The 20,730-nt window shown below is 68.4% G+C and carries 19 protein-coding genes; 6 read left to right on the top strand and 13 right to left on the bottom strand.

Going from position 1 to position 20,730, the window contains the following annotated elements:
* Positions 1-2 precede the first annotated feature (2 nt).
* Entirely contained in the window at positions 3-926 is a 924-nt protein-coding gene (gene trmB, locus QRM95_RS12390; RefSeq protein ID WP_285247887.1) for a tRNA (guanosine(46)-N7)-methyltransferase TrmB, read from the top strand.
* Between the two features lie 44 nt (positions 927-970).
* Here trmB and QRM95_RS12395 read toward each other — a convergent pair whose 3' ends face one another.
* Together QRM95_RS12395 and QRM95_RS12400 are read right to left on the bottom strand one after the other, a co-directional pair.
* Positions 971-1,417, bottom strand: a complete 447-nt coding sequence (locus QRM95_RS12395) for a hypothetical protein (RefSeq protein ID WP_285247888.1) — start codon at positions 1,415-1,417, stop codon at positions 971-973.
* Positions 1,418-1,421: 4 nt separating this feature from the next.
* A complete protein-coding gene (locus QRM95_RS12400; RefSeq protein ID WP_285247889.1) occupies positions 1,422-3,002 on the bottom strand; it encodes a fimbrial protein in 1,581 nt (526 codons plus the stop codon).
* A gap of 234 nt (positions 3,003-3,236) precedes the next feature.
* Between QRM95_RS12400 and QRM95_RS12405 the strand changes: the two genes are divergently transcribed.
* Both QRM95_RS12405 and QRM95_RS12410 read left to right on the top strand, forming a co-directional pair.
* Positions 3,237-4,073: a DUF1206 domain-containing protein gene (locus QRM95_RS12405; protein WP_285247890.1), complete on the top strand. Its 837-nt coding sequence runs from the start codon at positions 3,237-3,239 to the stop codon at positions 4,071-4,073.
* Between the two features lie 29 nt (positions 4,074-4,102).
* Complete coding sequence (locus QRM95_RS12410; protein WP_285247891.1) at positions 4,103-4,606, top strand: SRPBCC family protein; 504 nt, start codon at positions 4,103-4,105, stop codon at positions 4,604-4,606.
* Here QRM95_RS12410 and QRM95_RS12415 read toward each other — a convergent pair.
* Positions 4,593-5,249: an anti-sigma factor family protein gene (locus QRM95_RS12415; RefSeq protein WP_285247892.1), complete on the bottom strand. Its 657-nt coding sequence runs from the start codon at positions 5,247-5,249 to the stop codon at positions 4,593-4,595. The two genes, QRM95_RS12410 and QRM95_RS12415, sit on opposite strands and share 14 nt — an antisense overlap.
* Positions 5,246-5,746, bottom strand: coding sequence for a sigma-70 family RNA polymerase sigma factor (locus QRM95_RS12420; protein ID WP_285247893.1), 501 nt, complete (start codon positions 5,744-5,746; stop codon positions 5,246-5,248). Before QRM95_RS12420 ends, QRM95_RS12415 begins: the two co-directional genes overlap by 4 nt.
* A gap of 191 nt (positions 5,747-5,937) precedes the next feature.
* Between QRM95_RS12420 and QRM95_RS12425 the strand changes: the two genes are divergently transcribed.
* Positions 5,938-6,486 carry a COG4315 family predicted lipoprotein gene (locus tag QRM95_RS12425; protein WP_285247894.1) on the top strand — a complete coding sequence of 183 codons (549 nt, stop codon included), beginning with the start codon at positions 5,938-5,940 and terminating at the stop codon, positions 6,484-6,486.
* A 23-nt stretch (positions 6,487-6,509) separates the two neighbouring features.
* On the opposite strand, the gene QRM95_RS12430 is transcribed toward QRM95_RS12425, so the two are convergent.
* The 4 genes from QRM95_RS12430 to QRM95_RS12445 form a co-directional block, all read right to left on the bottom strand.
* Entirely contained in the window at positions 6,510-7,268 is a 759-nt protein-coding gene (locus QRM95_RS12430) for a hypothetical protein (RefSeq protein WP_285247895.1), read from the bottom strand.
* The gene (locus QRM95_RS12435; RefSeq protein WP_285247896.1) at positions 7,261-7,839 is read right to left on the bottom strand and encodes an RNA polymerase sigma factor; all 579 of its coding nucleotides are present in this window, start codon (positions 7,837-7,839) and stop codon (positions 7,261-7,263) included. Before QRM95_RS12435 ends, QRM95_RS12430 begins: the two co-directional genes overlap by 8 nt.
* Before the next feature lie 167 nt (positions 7,840-8,006).
* On the bottom strand, positions 8,007-8,708 hold the full coding sequence (locus tag QRM95_RS12440) for a protein tyrosine phosphatase (RefSeq protein WP_285247897.1): 702 nt from the start codon (positions 8,706-8,708) through the stop codon (positions 8,007-8,009).
* 225 nt (positions 8,709-8,933) lie between these two features.
* Positions 8,934-9,779, bottom strand: a complete 846-nt coding sequence (locus QRM95_RS12445) for a DMP19 family protein (RefSeq protein WP_285247898.1) — start codon at positions 9,777-9,779, stop codon at positions 8,934-8,936.
* 220 nt (positions 9,780-9,999) lie between these two features.
* On the opposite strand from QRM95_RS12445, the gene QRM95_RS12450 reads away from it, so the two are divergent.
* On the top strand, positions 10,000-13,467 hold the full coding sequence (locus QRM95_RS12450; protein ID WP_285248027.1) for a DEAD/DEAH box helicase: 3,468 nt from the start codon (positions 10,000-10,002) through the stop codon (positions 13,465-13,467).
* Between the two features lie 60 nt (positions 13,468-13,527).
* On the top strand, positions 13,528-14,544 hold the full coding sequence (locus tag QRM95_RS12455) for a glycoside hydrolase family protein (protein WP_285247899.1): 1,017 nt from the start codon (positions 13,528-13,530) through the stop codon (positions 14,542-14,544).
* A gap of 151 nt (positions 14,545-14,695) precedes the next feature.
* On the opposite strand, the gene QRM95_RS12460 is transcribed toward QRM95_RS12455, so the two are convergent.
* From QRM95_RS12460 to QRM95_RS12480, 5 genes are all read right to left on the bottom strand, one after another.
* Positions 14,696-15,988, bottom strand: a complete 1,293-nt coding sequence (locus QRM95_RS12460) for an ammonium transporter (RefSeq protein ID WP_285247900.1) — start codon at positions 15,986-15,988, stop codon at positions 14,696-14,698.
* A gap of 250 nt (positions 15,989-16,238) precedes the next feature.
* The gene (locus tag QRM95_RS12465; RefSeq protein ID WP_285247901.1) at positions 16,239-16,850 is read right to left on the bottom strand and encodes a helix-turn-helix domain-containing protein; all 612 of its coding nucleotides are present in this window, start codon (positions 16,848-16,850) and stop codon (positions 16,239-16,241) included.
* 57 nt (positions 16,851-16,907) lie between these two features.
* Positions 16,908-18,179, bottom strand: a complete 1,272-nt coding sequence (locus tag QRM95_RS12470) for an allantoate amidohydrolase (RefSeq protein ID WP_285247902.1) — start codon at positions 18,177-18,179, stop codon at positions 16,908-16,910.
* The gene (locus tag QRM95_RS12475) at positions 18,176-19,351 is read right to left on the bottom strand and encodes an FAD-dependent oxidoreductase (RefSeq protein ID WP_285247903.1); all 1,176 of its coding nucleotides are present in this window, start codon (positions 19,349-19,351) and stop codon (positions 18,176-18,178) included. Before QRM95_RS12475 ends, QRM95_RS12470 begins: the two co-directional genes overlap by 4 nt.
* The gene (locus QRM95_RS12480; RefSeq protein ID WP_285247904.1) at positions 19,351-20,724 is read right to left on the bottom strand and encodes an FMN-binding glutamate synthase family protein; all 1,374 of its coding nucleotides are present in this window, start codon (positions 20,722-20,724) and stop codon (positions 19,351-19,353) included. Before QRM95_RS12480 ends, QRM95_RS12475 begins: the two co-directional genes overlap by 1 nt.
* Positions 20,725-20,730: the final 6 nt, after the last annotated feature.

Consider the following 20,730-nt stretch of genomic DNA (forward strand, 5'->3'; position numbering starts at 1 on the left):
GGATGAGCGAATCCCCTGAAAACCCCCAGCAGCCGCATGTCCCCAGGCCTGTCACGCCCGGAACCCAAGCCTCCTTCGGTACCTACGGTGGCCGGCCGGTCAGTTTCGTGCGCCGCGGCACCCGGTTGCAGGGCCGCCGCCAGGCCGCCTGGGCCGAGCATGCGGAGCGGTGGGCCGTGGACGTTCCCCGGCACGTGGCCAACACCTCGGTCCACCCCGATTACACCTTCGACGCAACAGCCGAGTTTGGCCGCGAGGCCCCGCTGGTCGTCGAGATCGGGTCCGGACTGGGCGATGCCATCTGCCACGCGGCAGAACAGAACCCGGACACGAACTTCCTGGCCGTGGAGGTCTACACGCCCGGGCTCGCCAACACCATCATCAAGATCAACAGCCGGGGCCTGACCAACGTCCGCGTGGTGGAGGCCAACGCCCCGGAGGTATTGGCCACCATGCTTCCCGCCGGCTCCGTCAGCGAACTGTGGGTCTTCTTCCCGGATCCGTGGCACAAGTCGCGGCACCACAAGCGCCGCCTCATCCAGCCCGAGTTCGCCGGCCTGGCGGCAAAGGCGTTGAAACCCGGCGGCCTGTTCCGGATCGCCACCGACTGGTCCAACTACGCCATCCACGTCCGGGACGTCATGGCCGGCTCGGCGGACTTCGAAAACCTGCACACCGGCGAGCGCCGCGGACCCGAAAGCCCGCTGACCCAGGTGTGGCAGTCCGGCGTCGAATCAGTGGTGGGCGGCGCACCGGTCAGGGAGGGACGGGCGCCCGTAAGCACCGGGCACACCGGTCCCAACGAAGGCGTGGACGAAACGGGCGGCTGGGCGCCACGGTTCGAAGGCCGGATCCGGACCAGCTTCGAGGCGAAGGCCCACGACGCCGGCCGGCTGATCTTCGATCTCTGCTACCGCCGCCGCTGACACGCTGAACGGCAGGGCCCGCCCGGCTGCTGCGGCGCGGGCGGTTATCCCACGTTGATGGCGGCCACGATCTCCTTGAGCATGTCCAGCCGGGGCTCCGCCTCAGCGTTCAGGTACGGCCAGATCACCACGACGCCGATGAACCGGCCGCTCTCCCACACGCCTACGGTGGCTGCCACCTTGGCCGCCCCTTCGGCGTCGTCATAACCGACCACCACGCCATACGCAGACTTGCCGGGCAGGTTCAGCTCGCCCTCCGCCAGCAGGGTGCCGCCGCGCTCCTCACGGTAGAAATCCGACATCAGGTGGGCCCAGCCGTTGGCCAGCGGGGCATCCTGCACGGAGGTGTCGTCCTTGATCACGGTGACCAGGACGCCGCCCAGCAGGCCGTACTGCTCGCTGTTGGGCCCGGCGGTGGAGTCGTCCAGGACCTGGGTGTGCTCGGGGAAGTCTGCGGTGAAGCCCAGCGGGGATTCGATGTGCACTGACATGGTTTCAGAGCCTCTCGAGCTTGGTGTCGTTGGGGACTTTATAGTACGTGGAGACGTTGGTGGTGGCCTGGTTTTCGGTCTTCACTTCCACCTCGCCGAGCTTCACGTCGAATCCCGCCTCGTTGGTGGCGGTGACCACGGAGTTCACCTGGACGGTGGCGGAGCCGGCCTCGTACAACCTGGCGGCGTCCCGGGCTGCACCGGCCTCATTGCCGAGGGCAACGTTGCGCAGGTAGCTGTCGATGACGGGCCGGTTTTCCGGGGAGTAATCCACGTTGATCTTGACCGTTCCCTGGGTACCCGCGGTCACGGTCGAGTCGAACTTGGCGGCTTTCGCGTCCACGCCTTCGGTGACGCCCTGGGCCACGGTCCCGTCCATGGAAACGGATACCGAATCGATGTTGTTGCCCTTGTCCATGTTGACCTGCAGTCCGCCCTTGCCTGAGGCCTCGAAGACACGGCCGTCCAGATTGAGCTTGCCCTGCGCCGAGACTTCGCCGCTGGCGGTTGACGTCCCGTCCGTGAGGTTGCGCTCGTACGCGAGGTCGAGCTTTGCCGAGCCGGACGCCGGGCCGGATTCGCCCTTGGCCTCCAGCGAGAAAGTTCCCTTGGCCTTGTCCGTCTGTCCGGTGGAGCCGTTGTCGTGGGCGGCATTGTTGATGGTGTCCAGGATGTAGCCGGGCGGGTTGCCGGCCACGTCCTTGATGTCACCGATGCTGTCCGGCGGCAGGTCCTTGTACATCTGTTCACGGGCCGCCATGGCTTCTTCCACGCTGCCGAACTTGTACTCACGGGATACTTCCCCGGTCAGGGTGGCGCCCGCTGTGCCAGAGGTGTCGTTCACACCCAGGCCCATGTTTCCGTACACCTTCATGGTGGCGGAACCGTCGGCGTTCTCCACCACTTCCGTGCCCACTTCGGCGCCGCCGTGGACCCAGGCCACCCTGGCCTCGATGGACGCCTTGCCGGTCTCGGAGTAGATGGGAATGTCAGCCTTGGCAAGCTCCTGCAGGTGCTGCTTGGCCAGTTGCTGCGCGGCGGCCGGGATGCCGCCGTCCATGCGCATCAGGTCCTCGGCGAACGGCCCGTCGCTGCCTTCGCCCTCAATCAGGTACTTGCGGTCCGCCGCGGAGAGGCTGTCCCACCATTTGGCCTGCTCTTCCGGGCTGGCGTTGACCATGCGCTCCAGACCGGCTTCGAGTTCCTTCCGGTGTTCGGCTGCCGCCCGGGCCGCCTCGGCCTTCTCCTTCAGCCATTCCCGGGCCTGCGCGGCCAGCGAGGTCAGCCGGTCCCACGTGCTGGTCCCGGAGCCGCCGGAACCTGCGGTGGAGGCCTTTTCCTGCTCGTCGGCCTGCCGCATCAGGATCTTTGAGTTCTCCCGCAGGCTGGCCACCACCTTGTCCAGGCTGGGCCGGTGGCTTCCGCTCCATTCCTGCCGGAAGCGCTCACCGTCCCGCCCCTTCCACGGAGCGGACTGGATCTGGCTCTGCAAGGAGCCGGCCCGGCTGCTCAAAAGAGACGCCGCCTGGTCCGCTGCCTTGGCCAGAGCCCGCAACTGGCTGACGTCAGCGCCGTAAAAAGTCATGGTTTCCCCCGGAAAGTGTGCGGTGCGTGTGAATCGCTGGTCCTTATGGTTGCACAGGTGGCCGGACCCGGCGATGGGGATCCCTCCCCATCCCCGCCGTCCGGGGCCACGGTAGGCCGTACGGCGGCAGGCGGACGCTCGCGGGACCGACTGTTCCGGACCGCGCCGGCGTGGCACGATTGCCCTTGTAAGAAGGGCACGCACACCAGCGCACCACCGCGCTTGGCCAAAGGAATGACGATCAAAAAAGAATTGCAGCAGGCCGTTGACAAGGCCGAAGACGTCACGAATTCGCGTGTCCTGGAAATTCTCGCGCGGCTGGGTTTTGCGGTCAGCGGCATCCTGCACCTGCTGGTGGGGGCAATTGCCATCCGGCTCGCCGTGGGCGGTACCGGCAGCGCCGATTTCAGTGGGGCCGTGGCCGAGTTGGCCACCATGCCCGTTGGCCCCTTCCTGCTGTGGGGCAGCTTCGCCGCGTGCGCCGCCTTGTCTCTGTGGCAGACCAGCGATGCGATCTTCGATTTCAACCACCAGCCCACCAAGACAAAAGTCAAGAACAAGGCCAAGGCCGTCCTGCAGGCCATCGTCTACGCCGTGCTGGCCCTGACGCTGTGGCACTTCGTCACCGGCACCGGCTCCGGCGGCGACAACCGCAAGGCCACCAGCGATTTCACCGTTTCCATGATGGTGGCGCCCGGCGGTGTGGCCTTGCTGGTGCTGATCGGCGTGGCGGTGGCTGTCACCGGCGTGGTGTACGGCATCAGGGGACCCAAGAAGTCCTTCCAGAAGCAGCTGCGGATGCCAGCTCCCGGCCCGGCCCGGACGGCAGTCACCGCGTTGGGTGTGGCCGGCTACCTGGCGAAGGGAACGGTGCTGCTGCTCGCCGGCCTGCTGATCGTGGTGGCCACCGTGAAACAGCACCCGGAGGACTCCACGGGCCTGGACGGTGGCCTGCGTGCCCTCCGCGACCAGCCCTTGGGCCCCTACCTCCTCGCGGCGGTGGGAGCGGGCTTGATTTGCTATGGCGCGTACATGGTGATGCGCGCCCGGATGGCCAAAATGAGCAAGTAGATGGCGGTGCGGGTGGCTAGGGTTGGGGCATGCCCCAGGTACGAGCCGAACGTTTCATCCGCATCGATCCGGATACTGCCTTTGCCTTCTCCCAAACCACCGGGGCCTTCCGGCTGAAGTGGGATCCCTTCATTTCCGCGCAGGGGTTCCTGGACGGGGCCCGGGCTCCGGGAAAAGGCGTCCGGACCCGCACCCGGTCGCGGCTGGGCCTGACTATGGTCAGCCAGTATGTCTCCTTCGCGCCGCCGCGCAGCGTCGGGATGACCATGGTGTCCGGTCCGTGGTTCTTCGATAATTTCGGCGGCGGCTGGCGCTTCACCGCTGACGACGGCGGCACACGGGCGGTCTGGAAGTACACCTTTTCCTGCCGGCCCGCCGTCCTCCGGGGAGCAATGGAACGGATCGGCAGCCGGCTGCTGGGGTACGAGATCGAACGGCGGATCGAGGCCTTCGCCCGCGCCTGCGAGGATGCGGCGTTGGTGGCGGAGTTCCGGGCGATGAACGCCGGGCCAGGTGGGCCTACGGAACCGTAATCACCGCCACCGCGTGCTGGGCGCCGTCGCGCAGTTCCACGCTGGAGATGCTGGCCAGCTGGATGGGCGTTGCCCCGGTGACCTTGACCTTCCCCGTGGGGGTAGCCGACCAGGCGCAGGCACGGTCCTCGCCGCCGGCACGGTCGCGGACCCACAGCGATAGTGTCCCGTCCGGGGGCAGGCTGCTGCCGCTCACCGCGAGCTCGGTCCCCCAGGCTTTGCGCGCCATGTCGATGTGGACCTGCAGCCCGTCCCCGGACGCCACGGAGTAGGTGGCGTCCGGCTGCGGCGGCCTGACCAGCAAGGGCCCCACGGCAAGGCCCACTGCCAGGCACGCGGCTGCAACGGCGCCCGCCAAAGCCACCCAGCGCCGTCGTACGTTCCGACGCCGGCGGGACAGTTCCTCGAAAAGTCGGACGGGGACGGTGCTTCCGACATCCTCGCTCCCACCGGGTGCCGCGGTGAGCGCCAGGGCGTCAGGGACGGGAAGGGCGTCCAGGAGCACGGGCACCTTTTCCAGCGATGCCAGCTCCTTGCGGCAGGCCGTGCAGTCCTGGAGGTGGCCTTCAAAGAGGGCGACGTCCTGGGAATCGAGCCCGCCCAGGACGTAGGCGCCGAGCAGGTGGTGCGGGTTGGTGCTCATCGTTCCACCCCCATCTCGTCCAGGATGGTGCGCAGGGCCCGGAGCCCGTAATACGCGCGGGACTTGACCGTGCCGCTGGGGATGTTGAGCTGGGCTGCTGCCTCGTTGACCGTGAACCGGCGGTAGTGCAGGGCCACCAGGACCTCGCGGTGTTCCTTGCTCAGCCTCAACAGCGCTTCCTCCATCAACACCCGGTTAAGCATGTCGTCGACGCGTCCCACCACCTCGACGGGATCTGCGAGGCCGCTTCCGAGGGCCTCAGCCGGCCGGCGCTGGGTCCGGCGATAGTTGTCGATCATGACGTTCCTGGCTGTGCGGTACAGGTAGCTGCGGAAGCTGCCGTTGATGTCCGGGGCGTGCTGCCAGACCCGGAGCACGGTTTCCTGGACCACGTCCTCCGCCAGCTGCGGATCCCGGATCGCGCTGAGCACAAAGCGGCGCAGGGCGCTGCCGTGCTCGCGGTAGATCGCCTCCACCACGCCGTCATCGAGCGGCATCCCACCCTCCCGTCACCTGGCCTGTCGCCGAAACACTCCGCTTCCGGCTGTTACGACGCCCGCGGGGCGGAAAAGGTTCAATCGGGCGCAGCGTGTGAACCATTCTTCACCAGGAGGCGTCATAGGGGTTAGCGTCCGGTGATCCGGCGCCGGGCCCTACCAAGGAAAGAATCCAGCCAAGGGAGCACACCATGAAGCACCATCTCGGGCCGGGCCTCGCCATCCTGGCCCTTGCCGCAGCCCTCAGCGGCTGCGGCAGCAGCTCCGGCACCGCGCCGGCTGCCACCAGCCCGGCAACAGGCACCGCGGCTTCCGCATCCTCCGCCTCATCGGCTTCGTCCTCCGCATCATCCCCGCAGGCCGGCGCCGCCGTCGAGCTTAAGACGGCGTCCTCCTCAGTCGCGGGCAGCATTGTGGTGGACGGGAAGGGAATGAGCCTTTACTTCTTCACGAAGGACACCAAGGATTCCGGCACCAGCGCGTGCACCGGCTCCTGCGCCGTCCAGTGGCCGCCGCTGACCACCACATCCGGGACGCCCACCGCAGAGGGGGTCACCGGCAAGCTGGGGACCATCACCGGCGCGGACGGAAAGAAGCAGGTGACGTTGAACGGCATGCCCTTGTACTACTTCGCCAAGGACACCAAACCCGGTGACACCCTAGGCCAGGGCGTCGGCGGCGTATGGTTCCTGTCCGATCCGTCAGGGGCCATGGCCAAGGCGGCGGGGCAGGCCTACTGACCGGCCCCCGACTGCGGTCCGGATTACTTCAGGGGAACCTCTGTGGCTTTCCCAGGGAGCGGGACCCCGGTGGGGACGGGGACCGGCAGTTTCGGTGCCTGTTCCAGGCCCTTCCTGACATCCCCGGGGACGTCCGTGGGCAGTGACGGCTCCGGAACCCCGGCAGGCTTCGGGGCCGGGGAAGCGGACGATCCGTGGGTGGGGGTGTTGCCCGGCCGCGAAGCAGCGGACGACGACGACCCGCCGGCCGGTGCCGGAGAGGTTGCGGGTGCCGCTGGAACGGCTTCCGGGCTCGCGGCCACGGGCCGGGTCACCGCGGGGCCAGGCGCCGGCACCTCCCCGCCCTTGCTGCCTGCGGGTGCAGCGGTGGAACCGGTCACGAAGGAGGTGACTGCCTGGTTCAGCTGGCTGAACGAGTCACGGAATCCCTGGTCTGAGGCTGCGGCGACAGCGCCGCCGGCCGCGAGGGACGCGGCAACGGAGAGCGTGGTGAGCGTGATACGGCGCTTGGCCCTGCGGCGGGCGGCCAGTTCATCTGCCGGTTTGGCCGCGGGAAGCGCTGCTGTTGCCGGGGCCGCGGCGGGAAGCACGGTGGTGGCTGGGGCCGCGGCGGGCGCGCCGGCCATCAGGGCGGCGATCCCGGCTGAAGGCTCCGGGGCCCCGGCTGCCAGCGAACGCAGGTCGAGCAGGGCGTCACGGAGCTGGCCGTCGTCGTCGAGGCCTGCCTCCAGCAGGAGCTGGGCAACCACCCCGTCGTTGCGGGATCCTGCGGTGTCACTCATGATTCGCCTGGTTTCTCTTGAGCGTTTGGGCCTTAAGGTTCTGCAGGGCGCGGCGCTGGAGCTGCTTGATGGCTCCGGCGCTCTTGCCCATGATGGCGGCCACCTGTTCGATGGACAGGTCAGCCACGACGCGAAGGGCCAGGACCTCCTGGTGTTCTTCGCTGAGTCCTTCCAGCATGGCGGCGGCTCCGCCGGTCAGTTCAACGGCGTGGTCCTCCGCGGACGGGGTTGTCCGGCCGTCATGCTGGGGGTCGTAGGGTGTCAGCTGCGGGCGCCGCTCCAGCCGGCGGTAGTGGTCCACCATGCGGGCGTGGGCAATGGAAAAGATCAGCGACTTGGCGCCCTGAATCCCGCCGGTGAGGTTGCCGATCCTGGGATAGAACGCCATGAAGACGTCCTGGGTGACGGCTTCGGGGTCATCAAGTCCGCGTGCTTTGAGGTAGCCCTGCACCGGCCCCGCGAAGGTTCTGTAGGCAGCAGCGAACAACGCGGCCGGATCCGTTCCGGCTGCGTTGTCGAATATGTCGAACTCTTCTTGGGCCAAAGTGTCTAGCACCAGCGGCTCCTCCATCCCGGGATCCGGCTCGCGCCTATCCCGGTTTCCGGTACGGACTGCCAGTTCCCGTGGTCTTCCGGCTGCCTTCTTGCGGGTTGTTCAGGGGTGCTGTCCCCGGCATGCGCACCCCGCCCGGCTGCCCGGACTGCGGCTGCAGCCGCAGTCCAGACTAGCCAACTGCCTTAGCGGACCGAAACTGAAGGGGCGTGGGCAGTGTTGCCGCCCACAGCCGGAACGGCCGGAACAGCGGGAACAGTGGTGTTGCCCTCGGCGCCCGGAACGGCAGGGACAGCCGGCACAGCAGGCACGGACGGAACCGCGGGCTTTTCGGCCTCAACCGAGGCGGAACCCTTGGCTGCAGCGGCAGCCTTGGCGGCGACATCGGCCTTGGCCACGACGTCAGCGCAGTAGCTCTTGATGTTCGCGTCACCCTTGGCGGCGATGGACAGCGAGGAGAACGCCGTCGAGGAAGCGTTCAGTCCGCCATTGGCGAAGGCGGTGCAAAGGCCCAGGGCAGCCGGACCGGCAGCGTCAACAGCGGTCTTGGCCTCGCCGGAGGCAGTGGCGTTGGCGGAAACCTTCTCGTCACCGGCCGCAGCGGTGCCGGTTGCCTTCGCGCTGGCATCCGAGGAAGCGTCAGCGGTCTTCAGGGCGTCGGAAACGGCGGCGGTGGCGGTGGGCGCCGGGGTGGCCTGGCCGTTGGCTGCGGCGTCGGCGCCGAGCTTGGGGGCCGGTGCACCGAAGACTTCATGGGCCGTCTGCTGGGCCTGGGCGGGCAGGACGCCCGAGATGGCGGCGGCGCCGGTTCCGCCAACGGCCAGGGTTCCTGCAGCCAGGACTCCGGCGGCGACTTTGCTGGTGGCGAGCACGGTAAACACAGACATTTAACTTCTCCAAACCTAGACAACACATCGGATTGGGCCCGGCGGGCGGACCCATCACTGACTACATCGCCGTGGACGTCGCGGAGGTTACGGGTGTCTGTTTTTTATTTTTCCGGCCCCTTGGTGTGGGAGGCGCGGGCCAGCTGACGCACTGCTGCCCCGCGCCTTTTCCATGTCCCTGGAAACCCTATGGCCGCGCCGGGAACGGAGCGGCCACCGGCGCTGCTAGGCCTCCACCAGGTCTGCGTCCTCGAATTCCACGGCCGCCACGATTTCCTGGGTCTCGGGGTTGATCATGAACGCCTCGTCCTCCTCTTCCACCATGAGGAAGTCGCCGTTGTCGGTGCTGAAGTGCCACGCCAGGGTCTTCCCGCCGTCGTGAATGTAGTTGGGGTCGCCCATGGTGATCTTCGTCAGCTCGACGCCGGCAATGTCGCACAGTTCGCGGATGATCACTTCGAAGTCGGGGGCGTCCTCGAGGGCTTCGGCGTCGGCCTGGGCCCGGCGTTCGGGCAGGTCCGGGATAAGCGCAACCAGGCCCTGGATGTACGGGCCCACCTCCTCGTCGTCGAGCACCACGAGGTCTGCCTGGCGGCGCAGCCAGCCGGCGTTGAGCGCCGTGATGTTCTCCTGCTCCAGCAGTTCCTCGAATTCGCCGTCCAGCTCCTCCATCCGGAGGACGGCGTCGGGAACGTCGCCGCTGTTATCGACGCTGCCGTCGAGGTAGAGTTCCGTTTCCTCCTCGGACAGCGCGTCGTAGCATTCGACGGCGCGGTTGAACAGTTCCAAGTGCGCGGTGGCGCCCATGCCCGCCATGCCTTCGCGGATGAGCGTGTCCGTCGCGGCGCGGTCGACCGCCAGGAAGGCGTACTGGGCGAAGCCGCCCTCCAGCGCCTGGGTCAGGTAGAAGTCGACGTAGTAGCTGCGGACGGCCACCGGCGACATTTCCTCGGTGCGGAGCAGGGCCGTATGCATGGCGTCGACGACGGTGACGTTGGCCTGGACCACTTCCTCATCGCTCGCTTCGATGCTGCTGCTGGTCAGGACGACGGGCTGGGGCGTGGTGATCATGGAAATCCTCGCTGCTGGGCTGGTGGTGCTCCGGACGCTTTTCACGCTACGGGGGCCAGTTCACGGCAGCATTGAGGAGGAGGTGAACGTCAAGCGAAGTTTTCGAGGCGGCCCAAGAAAGAGCGCGGAACGTGGGCCTGCTGCCGGGAGAACTAAGATGGATCAGATAACCAACCACCGGACCCGGCTCCGCCGTGGCCTGCCGAAAGTAGCGCGCACCATGCCATCCCAACCGGACGAAAGTGCGGCACTGGCAATACAGACACCCGCCATCAACGACCGCTCCCTCGCGGCCGGGCTGGCGTATGCCATGGCCAGCAGGGTTTCGGGCATGTCGTTCGACGCCGGCACCGGGCTCATGCTGGGCAAGGTCCGGGGCGGCGCGGAAGTTCCGTACTCCACGACCGCCAAGCTGGTCCGCAAGGCAGGCGGCTGGAGCTGCACCGTAGGCGTCTGCAGCTGCCCCGTGCGCAAGGACTGCAAGCATGTGGCCGCCCTGCTCTTTGCGGCGGAGGACAATCCGGCCATCCGGATGCAGCTGCTGGCCCCGTCCACGGCCACGCAGGTCTCCCGCGCCCCCTCCGCGGCCCTTTCGGACTGGGAGCAGGCCCTCAGCCCGCTGATTTCCCAGCCCGGCGCCGCCCCGTCCACCAGCGGCGTTCCCCTGGCGCTGCAGTTCGAGGTTGAAGAGCCGCCGCCGCATTTCTCCTACACCGGCCGCCGCGACCCGGTACGCGGCGTGCGCCAGCTCAAGGTCCGGCCCGTCATCATGGGGGCCAAGGGCAAGTGGATCCGCGGGGACGTTTCCTGGAACACGCTGAGCTACCTGAACTTCCGGCGCGAATCCAACCACGCGCACGTGGAATGGATGCAGGAGTTCCTGGCCGGGCACTCGTCGTCCCCCAGCCGGATGCACAATTCTTCCGGCCTGTGGCTGGGCATGAACTCCTATGCCGGGAAGAACCTGTGGGGCCTGCTTTCCGATGCCCGCAAGATCGGGCTGGCCCTGGTCCACTCGCGCGGCACCGAGCCGGTCCGGGTCGCGGAGGCCCCCGCCGCCGTCGGGCTTTCCCTGAGCAGGTTCGGAGCACCGGCGGATCCCGACGGGTCCGGCAGTGCGGTGTCCGACGCCGGGCTGGAGTTGTCCCCCACCATCACCGTGGCGGGGGAAGAGGTTGATCCGGCAGCGGTGGGCACCATCGGCCGGCCCGCGCACGGCCTCTTCTTCACCTCCGGTGAGGCCGCGCTGCCGGGTGTCCCGGATCCGGACGGCGCCATAACGCTGGCGCCGCTGGAGAACGGGCTGAGCGAAGAGCTGCTGGCGTTCGTCACGGCCGGCAGCGCCCTCCACATTCCCGCCAAGGACGAATCGCGGTTCCTCACGGGTTTCTATCCGAAACTCAAGCAGGCGGCCCGGGTCACGGCGCGGGATGAGTCCGTGGAACTTCCCGAGCTGGGCGTCCCCACCCTGTCCCTGCTGGCCAATTACGGGGCGGACCACCGGGTGCGGCTGCACTGGGAGTGGCACTACCGCACCGGGAAACTGGTCACGGCGCAACCGCTGTGGCGGCACCCCGGCGATCAGGGGTACCGGGACGACACCGCCGAGTCCCGCATCCTGGAAGGGATCGGCCAGCCCTGGGACACCGTGGCCGCCCTGGGCGAGTCAGCCACCGGCGGCTGGGGCACGCCGCGCCTGGCGGCGTCGGTGGAACTCACGGGCCTGGATACGCTGGCGTTCACCGAGGAAGTGCTGCCCAGGCTGCGGGAAGCCCCGGACGTGGACGTGGAAACCGTGGGCGAGATCGCCGACTACCGCGAAGCGGAGGAAGCTCCGGTGGTGTCCATCTCCACCAAGGCCACCGAACAGCGGGACTGGTTCGACCTCGGCATCCAGATCTCCCTGGAAGGCCAGCCCGTGTCCTTCGCGGCCGTGTTCTCCGCACTCGCCTCCGGCCAGACCAAGATGCTGCTGCCCAGCGGCGCCTACTTCTCGCTCGACCTGCCGGAACTGCACCAGCTGCGGGCACTGATCGAGGAAGCCCGTTCGCTGCAGGACAACAAGGATGCCCCTCTGCAGATCAGCCGCTTCCAGGCAGGACTCTGGGACGAGCTGGCGCAGCTGGGCATCGTGGACCAGCAGGCCGCCGCCTGGCGCTCGGCCGTGGGCGGGCTCCTGGAGGGCGGGGTGGACGGTTTGCCGCTGCCGGCGTCCCTGAACGCCGAGCTGCGCCCGTACCAGCTGGAAGGCTACAACTGGCTCAGCTTCCTGTACAAGCACGGGCTGGGAGGCGTCCTGGCCGACGATATGGGCCTGGGCAAGACCGTGCAGGCGCTGGCACTGATGTGCGCCGCCAAGGACCATGGGCTTGCGTCCGGGGACCAGCCGTCCGGAGACCGGCACGACGACGGAGCTGCCGCCGGCCCTGGAACCGCGCCCGCCGCCGTCGCACCCTTCCTGGTGGTGGCGCCCACCAGCGTGGTGGGCAACTGGGCGCTCGAAGCCGCACGCTTCGCGCCCGGCCTGACCGTGCGCACGGTGGGCGAGACGTTCGGGAAGAGCGGCCAGGACGTGGCCGAGGCCTTGGGCGGGGCCGACGTCGTCATCACCTCCTATGCCTTGTTCCGCATCGACTACGAGGCCTACGCCTCCCGGACCTGGGCCGGGCTGGTCCTGGACGAGGCACAGTTCGTCAAGAACCACCAGTCCAAGGCCTACCAGTGCGCCCGGAAGCTGCCGGCAGCGTTCAAGCTGGCCATCACCGGCACCCCGCTGGAGAACAACCTGATGGAGTTCTGGGCGCTGACGTCCATCGTGGCTCCCGGCCTGTTCTCCAGCCCCAAGCGCTTCGCCGAGTACTACCAGAAGCCGGTGGAAAAGAACGGCGACAAAGCGCAGCTCGAGAAGCTCCGCCGCCGGGTCCGGCCGCTGATGATGCGGCGCACCAAGGACCAGGTGATCAAGGACCTGCCGCCCAAGCAGGAACAGGTCCTGGAAGTGGTGCTCAACCCGCGGCACCAGAAGGTCTACCAGACGCACCTGCAGCGCGAACGGCAAAAGATCCTGGGGCTGATCGAGGACGTCAACAAGAACCGCTTCACCATTTTCCAGTCGCTGACGCTGCTGCGGCAGCTGAGCCTGGACGTCTCGCTGGTGGACCCTGCCTTGTCCGCCGTGCGGTCCAGCAAGCTGGATGTGCTGTTCGAGCAGTTGGAGGACCTGGTGGCCGAGGGGCACCGGGCCCTGATCTTCAGCCAGTTCACCGGGTTCCTGGGGAAGGTCCGGGAGCGGCTGGACGAGGAAGAGATCGAGTACTGCTACCTCGATGGAGGCACCCGGAACCGCGCCGACGTGGTCAGCGAATTCAAGAACGGCAGCGCGCCGGTATTCCTGATCTCGCTCAAGGCCGGCGGCTTCGGGCTCAACCTCACCGAGGCGGACTACGTCTTCCTCCTCGATCCGTGGTGGAACCCTGCCTCGGAGGCGCAGGCCGTGGACCGGACGCACCGGATCGGGCAGGCGCGGAACGTGATGGTGTACCGGCTGGTGGCCAAGGACACCATCGAGGAGAAAGTCATGGCCCTCAAGACCCGGAAGTCACAGTTGTTTGCGGACGTGATGGAGGGCGATGCCCTGGCCGGCGGCGCCATCACGGCGGAGGACCTGGCGGGGTTGTTCAAGGAGTAGCGCCCGGTTTCGCGACGCATATGATGGACTCCACCGCAAACTACAACGTTGGAGAAAACCGTGCACCAGCAGCAGGCCGCCCAGGAAACCGTTGCCCCGGCAGTACCGCCCCTGCGCGCGGACGCCTTCACCCTCCCGTACCGGGATCCGGTGTGGGACGGCCCCACGGACCCGATCCTCGTGGCCGACCACCGCAACGGCGAATGGGTCCTCTTCTACACCCAGCGGCGCGCCACAGCGCCCGGGCTGACAGGCGTCGAGTGGGTTCACGGGACCGGCATCGGCGTTGCGAGGTCGTCCGACGGCGGCGCCACCTGGCGCTACCAGGGCACCGTTGAGGGGCTCATCCCGCCCGGAACGGAACTCCCGGCAACCCTCTGGGCCCCCGACGTCGTACGCATCGGCAACCGGTGGATCATGTACCTGACGGTCCTGGGCGGGCGGCGGACGGACTGGACCGGGAAAGCGGAAATCGTGCAGTTCGCCAGCTATGACCTGGAGAAGTGGCAGTACCTGGGCGCCATCGGCCTGGACTCGCCGCGGGCGATCGACGCGGCCGTGGCCCGGTGTGGAGACGGCAGGTACCGGCTCTGGTACAAGGACGAGGCCCGCGGCTCCAATACCTTCAGCGCGGTCAGCGACACCCCGGAAGACCCGTCGTCGTGGGTCCTCGAAGGCGTGGCCATCCCGGGCCGCCCGCATGAAGGCCCCAAGGTCTTCCGGCTCGGCGGGAGCTACTGGATGATCGTGGACGAATGGCGCGGCCAGGCGGTGTACCGCTCGGTGGACGCCACCGGAAACTGGACCCGGCAGGAACACCTGGGCGGGCTGATCCTCACGGCGCCCGAATCCTGGGACGGACGGGCCGTCGTCGGACGCCACGCGGACGTGGTACCGCTTGGCGGGGACGCGGGCGACGGCGGCGCGGACCGTGCGCTGCTTGTCTACTTCACGCATCCCTGCTGGGACGGTGAGGACATCGGCACCATGGCGCCGGACCCGCGCACGCGCCTCAGCCACGTCCGTGCCGCGGTGCTCGAAGTGCGCGGCGGCATCCTGGCCTGCACGGAACAGTAGGCACGACGAAGGGCCAAACCCTGGAACTATAAGCCGGCGGTTGCCGGCACCGGTCCAAGGTTTGGCCCTGACTCGTGCGCTGGGACCCGCGACGCGGAAGCGTCCACCGGGCGCCGCCCCCAGCAGGCGGGCGCCCGGCGCGTTGCGGCGGTTACACCCGCTGCGGCGAGCCCAGTTCCACCGGGTCCTCATCCGTAAGGTAGGCAAGCTCGGAGTGGGCTGCGAGGTCGATGCCGCGCAGTTCGTCCTCGGGCTTGATGCGCAGGCCGCCCATGGCCTTGTCCAGGATCTTGGCAAGGATCCAGGTGATTCCGAAGGAGTAGGCCAGGACGCTGACGGTGGCGATTGCCTGGACGCCGAGCAGGTCGAAGCCGCCGCCGTAGAACAGGCCGCTGACGCCGTTCGGGGCCTTGTCGGTGGCGAAAAGGCCGATCAGCAGGGTGCCCAAGATGCCGCCGACGAGGTGGACGCCCACGACGTCGAGCGAATCGTCGAAGCCGAGGCGGAACTTCCATTCAATGGCCAGCGAGCAGACGGCACCGGCGATGGCGCCGATGGCCAGTGCGCCCAGCGGGCTGACGGCGCCACAGGCCGGGGTGATGGCCACCAGCGCGGCGATGAGGCCGGAGGCGGCGCCCATGCTGGTGGCGGCACCGTGGCGGACCCGCTCCACGAGGGCCCAGGCAAGCAGGCCGGCGGAGGCGGCGACGGCGGTGTTGAGGAAGACCACGGCCGCGGACTGGCCGGCGGCGAGCGCGGAACCTGCATTGAAGCCGAACCAGCCGACCCACAGCAGGCCTGCGCCCACCAGGACCAGGGGGCGGCTGTGCGGCTTCGTGTGTTCCATTTTCGGCCAGCCGGAGCTCTTGCCCAGGACCAGGGCCAGGGCCAGTGCGGCGGCGCCGGCGTTCATGTGCACCGCGGTGCCGCCGGCGAAGTCGATGGCCTTGATGCCGTTGGCGATCCAGCCGCCCACCGTGCTGCCGTCCGCAGAGTCGAACGCGAACACCCAGTGCGCGATGGGGAAGTAGACCACAGTGGCCCAGATGCCGGCGAACACCATCCAGGCGCCGAACTTCATGCGCCCGGCGGCAGCTCCGGCAACGAGTGCGGTGGTGACGCAGGCGAAGAACAGCTGGAATGCTGCGAACAGGATGACCGGGATGGACGCCGAGTCATCCTTGGCCAGCAGCTGCCCCATGCCGGGGAATTCGGTGACGTCACCGATCAGGCCCAGGCCGCCCACGGAGTTGCCGAAGGCCATGGAGTAGCCGAACAGTGCCCAGAGGACGGCCACCAGGCTGGCGCCGCCGAAGCACATCATCATCATGTTGAGAATGCGGCGCGACCCCACCATGCCCCCGTAAAACAGGGCCAGGGCGGGGATCATCATGCACACCAGCGCCGAGCTGGCCAAAATCCAAGCGACATTTCCCGAATCCATGGGAAACCCCTTTCGTGATGCGAAGAGAGAACGGTCATTTGCCGTCAGAGCCGCTCTGCGAAGGGACGTGGCCGGAGAAACCACGTTCAGCGGGAGGGGCGGCTGTTGCCGTCTGGTTCCAACTGTATGGCGGCAATTCCCGGGTGGGTTTCCGGTGTGTTAAATGATCGTTTCGGTCATCCACAGGCGAGTTTCAGGGGTCACGCAGCACGCAGGAAGCTACTGCAGGAGCCACCCGTCACGGGCGGCGCTATTTGGCGGAGACCGCCAGGAACTGGATGGGAAGGTCCAGCAACTCCAGCGGGCCGTGCGGGCCTTCGCCGTCCAGGAGCAGCGAGTCCCCGGCCTCCATTGCGTACTCGTAGGAGCCGTGGCCGTAGACCATCCGGCCGGAGAGCATGTAGATGAACTCCGTGCCCGGGTGCTGGAACAGGGGAAAGACGTCGGAGGCGTCCGTGAGGGTCACCAGCGTGGGTTCGATGGCGTCGCTGCGGCCCTTCAACGTACCCAGGACGCGGTATTCGTGTCCATGCTGGGTGCCGCTGCGGACGGTGAGGCTGCCCTGGCCGCTCTTGGTAAAGGTGGCGTCACGGTCGGTGTCCGCGCCCCGGAACAAAGCGGTGACGGGAACCTTCAGTCCGTCGGCCAGCCGCTGCAAGGTGGTGAGGGAGCAGGAGGTGGTGGCCGTTTCCACCCGGGAGATCATGGCCTTGGACAGGCCGGTCCGGGCTGCGAGCTCGGCCGACGACAATCCGGCCGACGTACGGTAGTGCCGGACCTGCGCCGCAATGACCTGCTCCAGCCGGCCGGCAACGTCCTCTGCGGGCTGTTCGGCTGCCTGGTCCCCGGCCTCTTCGGTCATGCTTGCCATCTTAGGCGGGCGGCGGGAAGCCCGGCGTACGACGACGGTCCTGGCCGGTCACGCTGCCTCGCCCAGCAGTCCGGCAAGGGAGTCCGCCAGGGCAAGTGCGCCGGCTTCGGCGTCTCGGTCGTCGACGAGTTCGTCCGGCGAATGCGAAACGCCAGTGGGGTTGCGGACAAACAGCATGGCTGTGGGCAGGTGCGCGGCCAGCACACCGGCGTCGTGGCCGGCGCCGGTGTCCAGCACCGGCGCGGCGGGCAGGAGCTGCTGCAGCCGGTCCCGGAGGCCGCCGTCGAAATGCACCGTGGGACTCAGCGACTCCGTACCCAGGCTGGCTGTGCAGCCCTCTTCCGCGGCGAGGACCTGGGCCTTCTGTCCGATCGCCTCCACCAGTGCGGCGGTGACCGAGTCCTCCGGGTGGCGCACGTCGAGCCACAGGTCTACCCGGGACGCGATGACGTTGGTGCCGCCGGGGACGGGCTGCACCCTCCCTACGGTGGCCCGGGCGTCCCGGTATTTGCGGGCGGTATCCCGGATGGAAACCATCACCTTGGCGGCGGCAACCATGGGATCCTTGCGGTCCGCCATGAGCGTGGTGCCGGCATGGTTCCCCTCCCCGGTGATGCTCAGCTTCCAGCGGCCATGCCCCAGGATGGATGATCCGATGGCCACGGGCTGGTGGAGGTCGATCAGCCCCCTCCCCTGCTCCACATGCAGCTCCACGAATATTCCGAGCCGCTGAAGGGCCGCGTGGTCCGCTCCGATGAACCGGGGGTCCTGGCCGTTCGCGGCAGCCACCTCGGCATAGGTGTTGCCGGCCGGGTCCTTGAGGTTGCGGGCTTTGGTGGCGTCCAGTTGGCCGGTAAGGAGCCGTGAGCCGAGGCAGGCAACACCGAACCGCGACCCCTCCTCTTCCGGGAACACCGCGAGCACCAGGGGCCGCCGGGGCCGGAAGTTGCGGGCTTTGAGGAGGTCGACGGCGACCAGCGCCGAGGCTACCCCCAGCGGCCCGTCGTACGCACCGCCGCCGGGAACGGAATCGAGGTGGCTGCCGGTGGCGACGGCGTCCTCCCGCACCCCTGATGCGGTGTCCCACCAGGCCCAGATGATCCCGTTGTGGTCGGTTTGGACATCGAGGCCGCGCCGGCCGGCCTGCTCGATGAACCAGGCCCGGAGGTCGGTCTCGGCGGTGGAGAAGACAGGGCGCGAGTAGCCGCCGCGGGTGTTGTCCCGGCCGATGGTGGAGATGTCCTCCAGGAGCCCGGTAACGGTGGGTGCGCTGGTTTCGGCGGGGACGGCTGGTGCAGTTGTTGTATGGAAAAAGCTCACGGTGTTCCGTTCGAGGTGGTCAGTGCCGCGGAGGTGTCGCTGCGGAACCGGTCCGGAACTGACCCGGCACCGGTGGCCAGATCCGCGGCCCACCGTCCGATCAGCGGGGCGAACTTCGCGCCGTGGCCCGAGCAGGGTGAGACGACGGTGAGGTTGTCCGCCCGGTCAATGAGGAAGTCCTCGGTGGGGGTGTTGGTGAACAGGCAGGTGGTTTCGGCGTACGGTTCCGGGTCCAGGCCAGGCAGGTAGCGGCGGACGTACTCCGTCACGCGGGCGCGGTTGGCCGGGTCCACCGCGCCGGTCTGGGCTGCTGCCGATGGGATGCGCGGTCCGCCGTTGTACTCCGCCACTTTCTGGCCGGCAAAGCCGGCGTCACGTCCGCCGGGCAGCCCGTAGGCCTGGATGCCGGCGGCCTTGTGGATAAAGGTGGGCCAGCCCGGGGCACCCGTGCCCGTGCCGCCGTCGTCGTCCCTGTACCGGAAGTGGAAGGCCTGCTCCTGCCGCACGGTGAATTCCGGCAGTCCGGCCACGAAGGCCCCCGGAAGCGGCAGCGAGTCCAGCAGCTGTGGCAGCCAGCCCCCGGCGCTGACCACGATGTTGCCGGCGTCGATGGTGCTGCCGGCCGCCGAGCGCACGCGGTAGCCGGTGCCGTGGTTTTCCACGCCGGCCACGTTCCAGCCGGTGAGGACCCGGGCACCGTTGCGGACGGCGAGGTCCACCATCACGTTCACGGAGGTTTCGGCGTCGATCACGCCGGCGCCGGGGTGCCAGAGCACCTCGGTGTCGAACGCGATGTGCGGCCAGCGGTTCCGGGCGTCGGCGGCGGTCAACAGTTCGTGGTCGATTCCGGCGGCGCCGAGCACCTCCGCGAGCTGCGCCGGATTCCGCTTCTGGCCATAGTCCACCGCTCCGGCGGGGGTGATCAGTTCGGTGCCGGCCTCGGCGGCGAGCCCGTCCCAGAGTGCCTTCGATTCCAGGACGGCACGGGTGTAGAACAGGTCCGGGTAGGCGTAGCGGAAGATGCGTGCCGAGCCGTGGGAACTGCCGTCATGCGCGGCCGGGACGTCGCGTTCCAGGAGCGTGACCTGGTGGCCGCGGACGGCTAGCTGCCAGGCGGTGGCGGCACCGGCAAGGCCGGCGCCCACCACCACGTAATCCGACGGGTCCGTCATCAGAAGCTTCCCTGGACGCCGGGGATCCAGCTGGTGCCCGCCAGCGGCACCCGGGCCATGGCGGAGGCCTCGATGGTGAGCGCCACCAGGTCCTCGGGCTCCAGGTTGTGCAGGTGCGATTTTCCGCAGGCCCGGGCGATGGTCTGGGCTTCCATCGTGAGGACGCGGAGGTAGTTGGCCAGCCGGCGTCCCGCGGCCACCGGGTCCAGCCGCGAAGCAAGCGACGGGTCCTGGGTGGTGATGCCGGCGGGGTCGCGGCCGTCCTGGAAGTCGTCGTAGAACCCGGCAGCCGAACCGAGGGCGGCGTATTCGGCGGCGTAGCGGGGGTCGTTGTCGCCGAGCGCGATCAGCGCGGCGGTGCCGATGGCGACGGCGTCCGCGCCCAGGGCCATGGCCTTGGCAACATCTGCCCCGGTGCGGATGCCGCCGGAAACGATCAGCTGGACCTTACGGTGCACACCGAGCTCCTGCAGGGCCTGGACCGCCTGCGGGATGGCGGCCAGCGTGGGGATCCCCACGTTCTCGATGAACACCTGCTGCGTGGCGGCGGTGCCACCCTGCATCCCGTCCACCACCACCACGTCGGCGCCGGACTTCACTGCCAGCGCGGTGTCGTAGTACGGCCGGGAGGCGCCGATCTTGACGTAGATGGGCGTTTTCCAGTCTGTGATCTCGCGGAGTTCGCCGATCTTGATTTCGAGGTCGTCCGGGCCGGTCCAGTCCGGGTGTCGGCTGGCGGAGCGCTGGTCGATGCCCACCGGCAGGGTACGCATGCCGGCCACGCGTTCGGTGATTTTCTGGCCCAGGAGCATGCCGCCGCCGCCGGGCTTGGCGCCCTGGCCGAGCACAATCTCGATCGCGTCGGCCTTGCGGAGGTCGTCCGGGTTCATGCCGTAGCGGGACGGCAGGTACTGGTACACCAGGTGCTTGGACTGGCCGCGCTCCTCCGGCGTCATCCCGCCGTCGCCCGTGGTGGTGGAGGTGCCCACCTCGCTGGCGCCGCGCCCCAGCGCTTCCTTGGCGTTGGCGGACAGGGCGCCGAAGCTCATGCCGGCGATGGTCACCGGGGTCTGCAGGTGCAGCGGGCGGGTCGCGTGCCGGTCCCCGAGGACGACGTCGGTATCGCACTTTTCGCGGTACCCCTCGAGTGGGTAGCGGGACATCGAGGCGCCGAGGAAGAGAAGGTCGTCGAAGTGCGGGACCTTGCGCTTGGCGCCCCAGCCGCGGATGTCGTAGACGCCGGTGGCGGCAGCCCGCTGGATGTCCGCGATGGTGGCGCGGTCGAAGGTGGCGGACTCGCGCAGGCCAAGTTCGGCGTTTTGGGCGGGCGCTGCAGGAGCCTGTGCGGGTGCGGGGAGGGAAGTGATGGTCACGGGAGC

This window comes from Pseudarthrobacter sp. efr-133-R2A-89, from assembly GCF_030209315.1.
GTDB lineage: Bacteria > Actinomycetota > Actinomycetes > Actinomycetales > Micrococcaceae > Arthrobacter.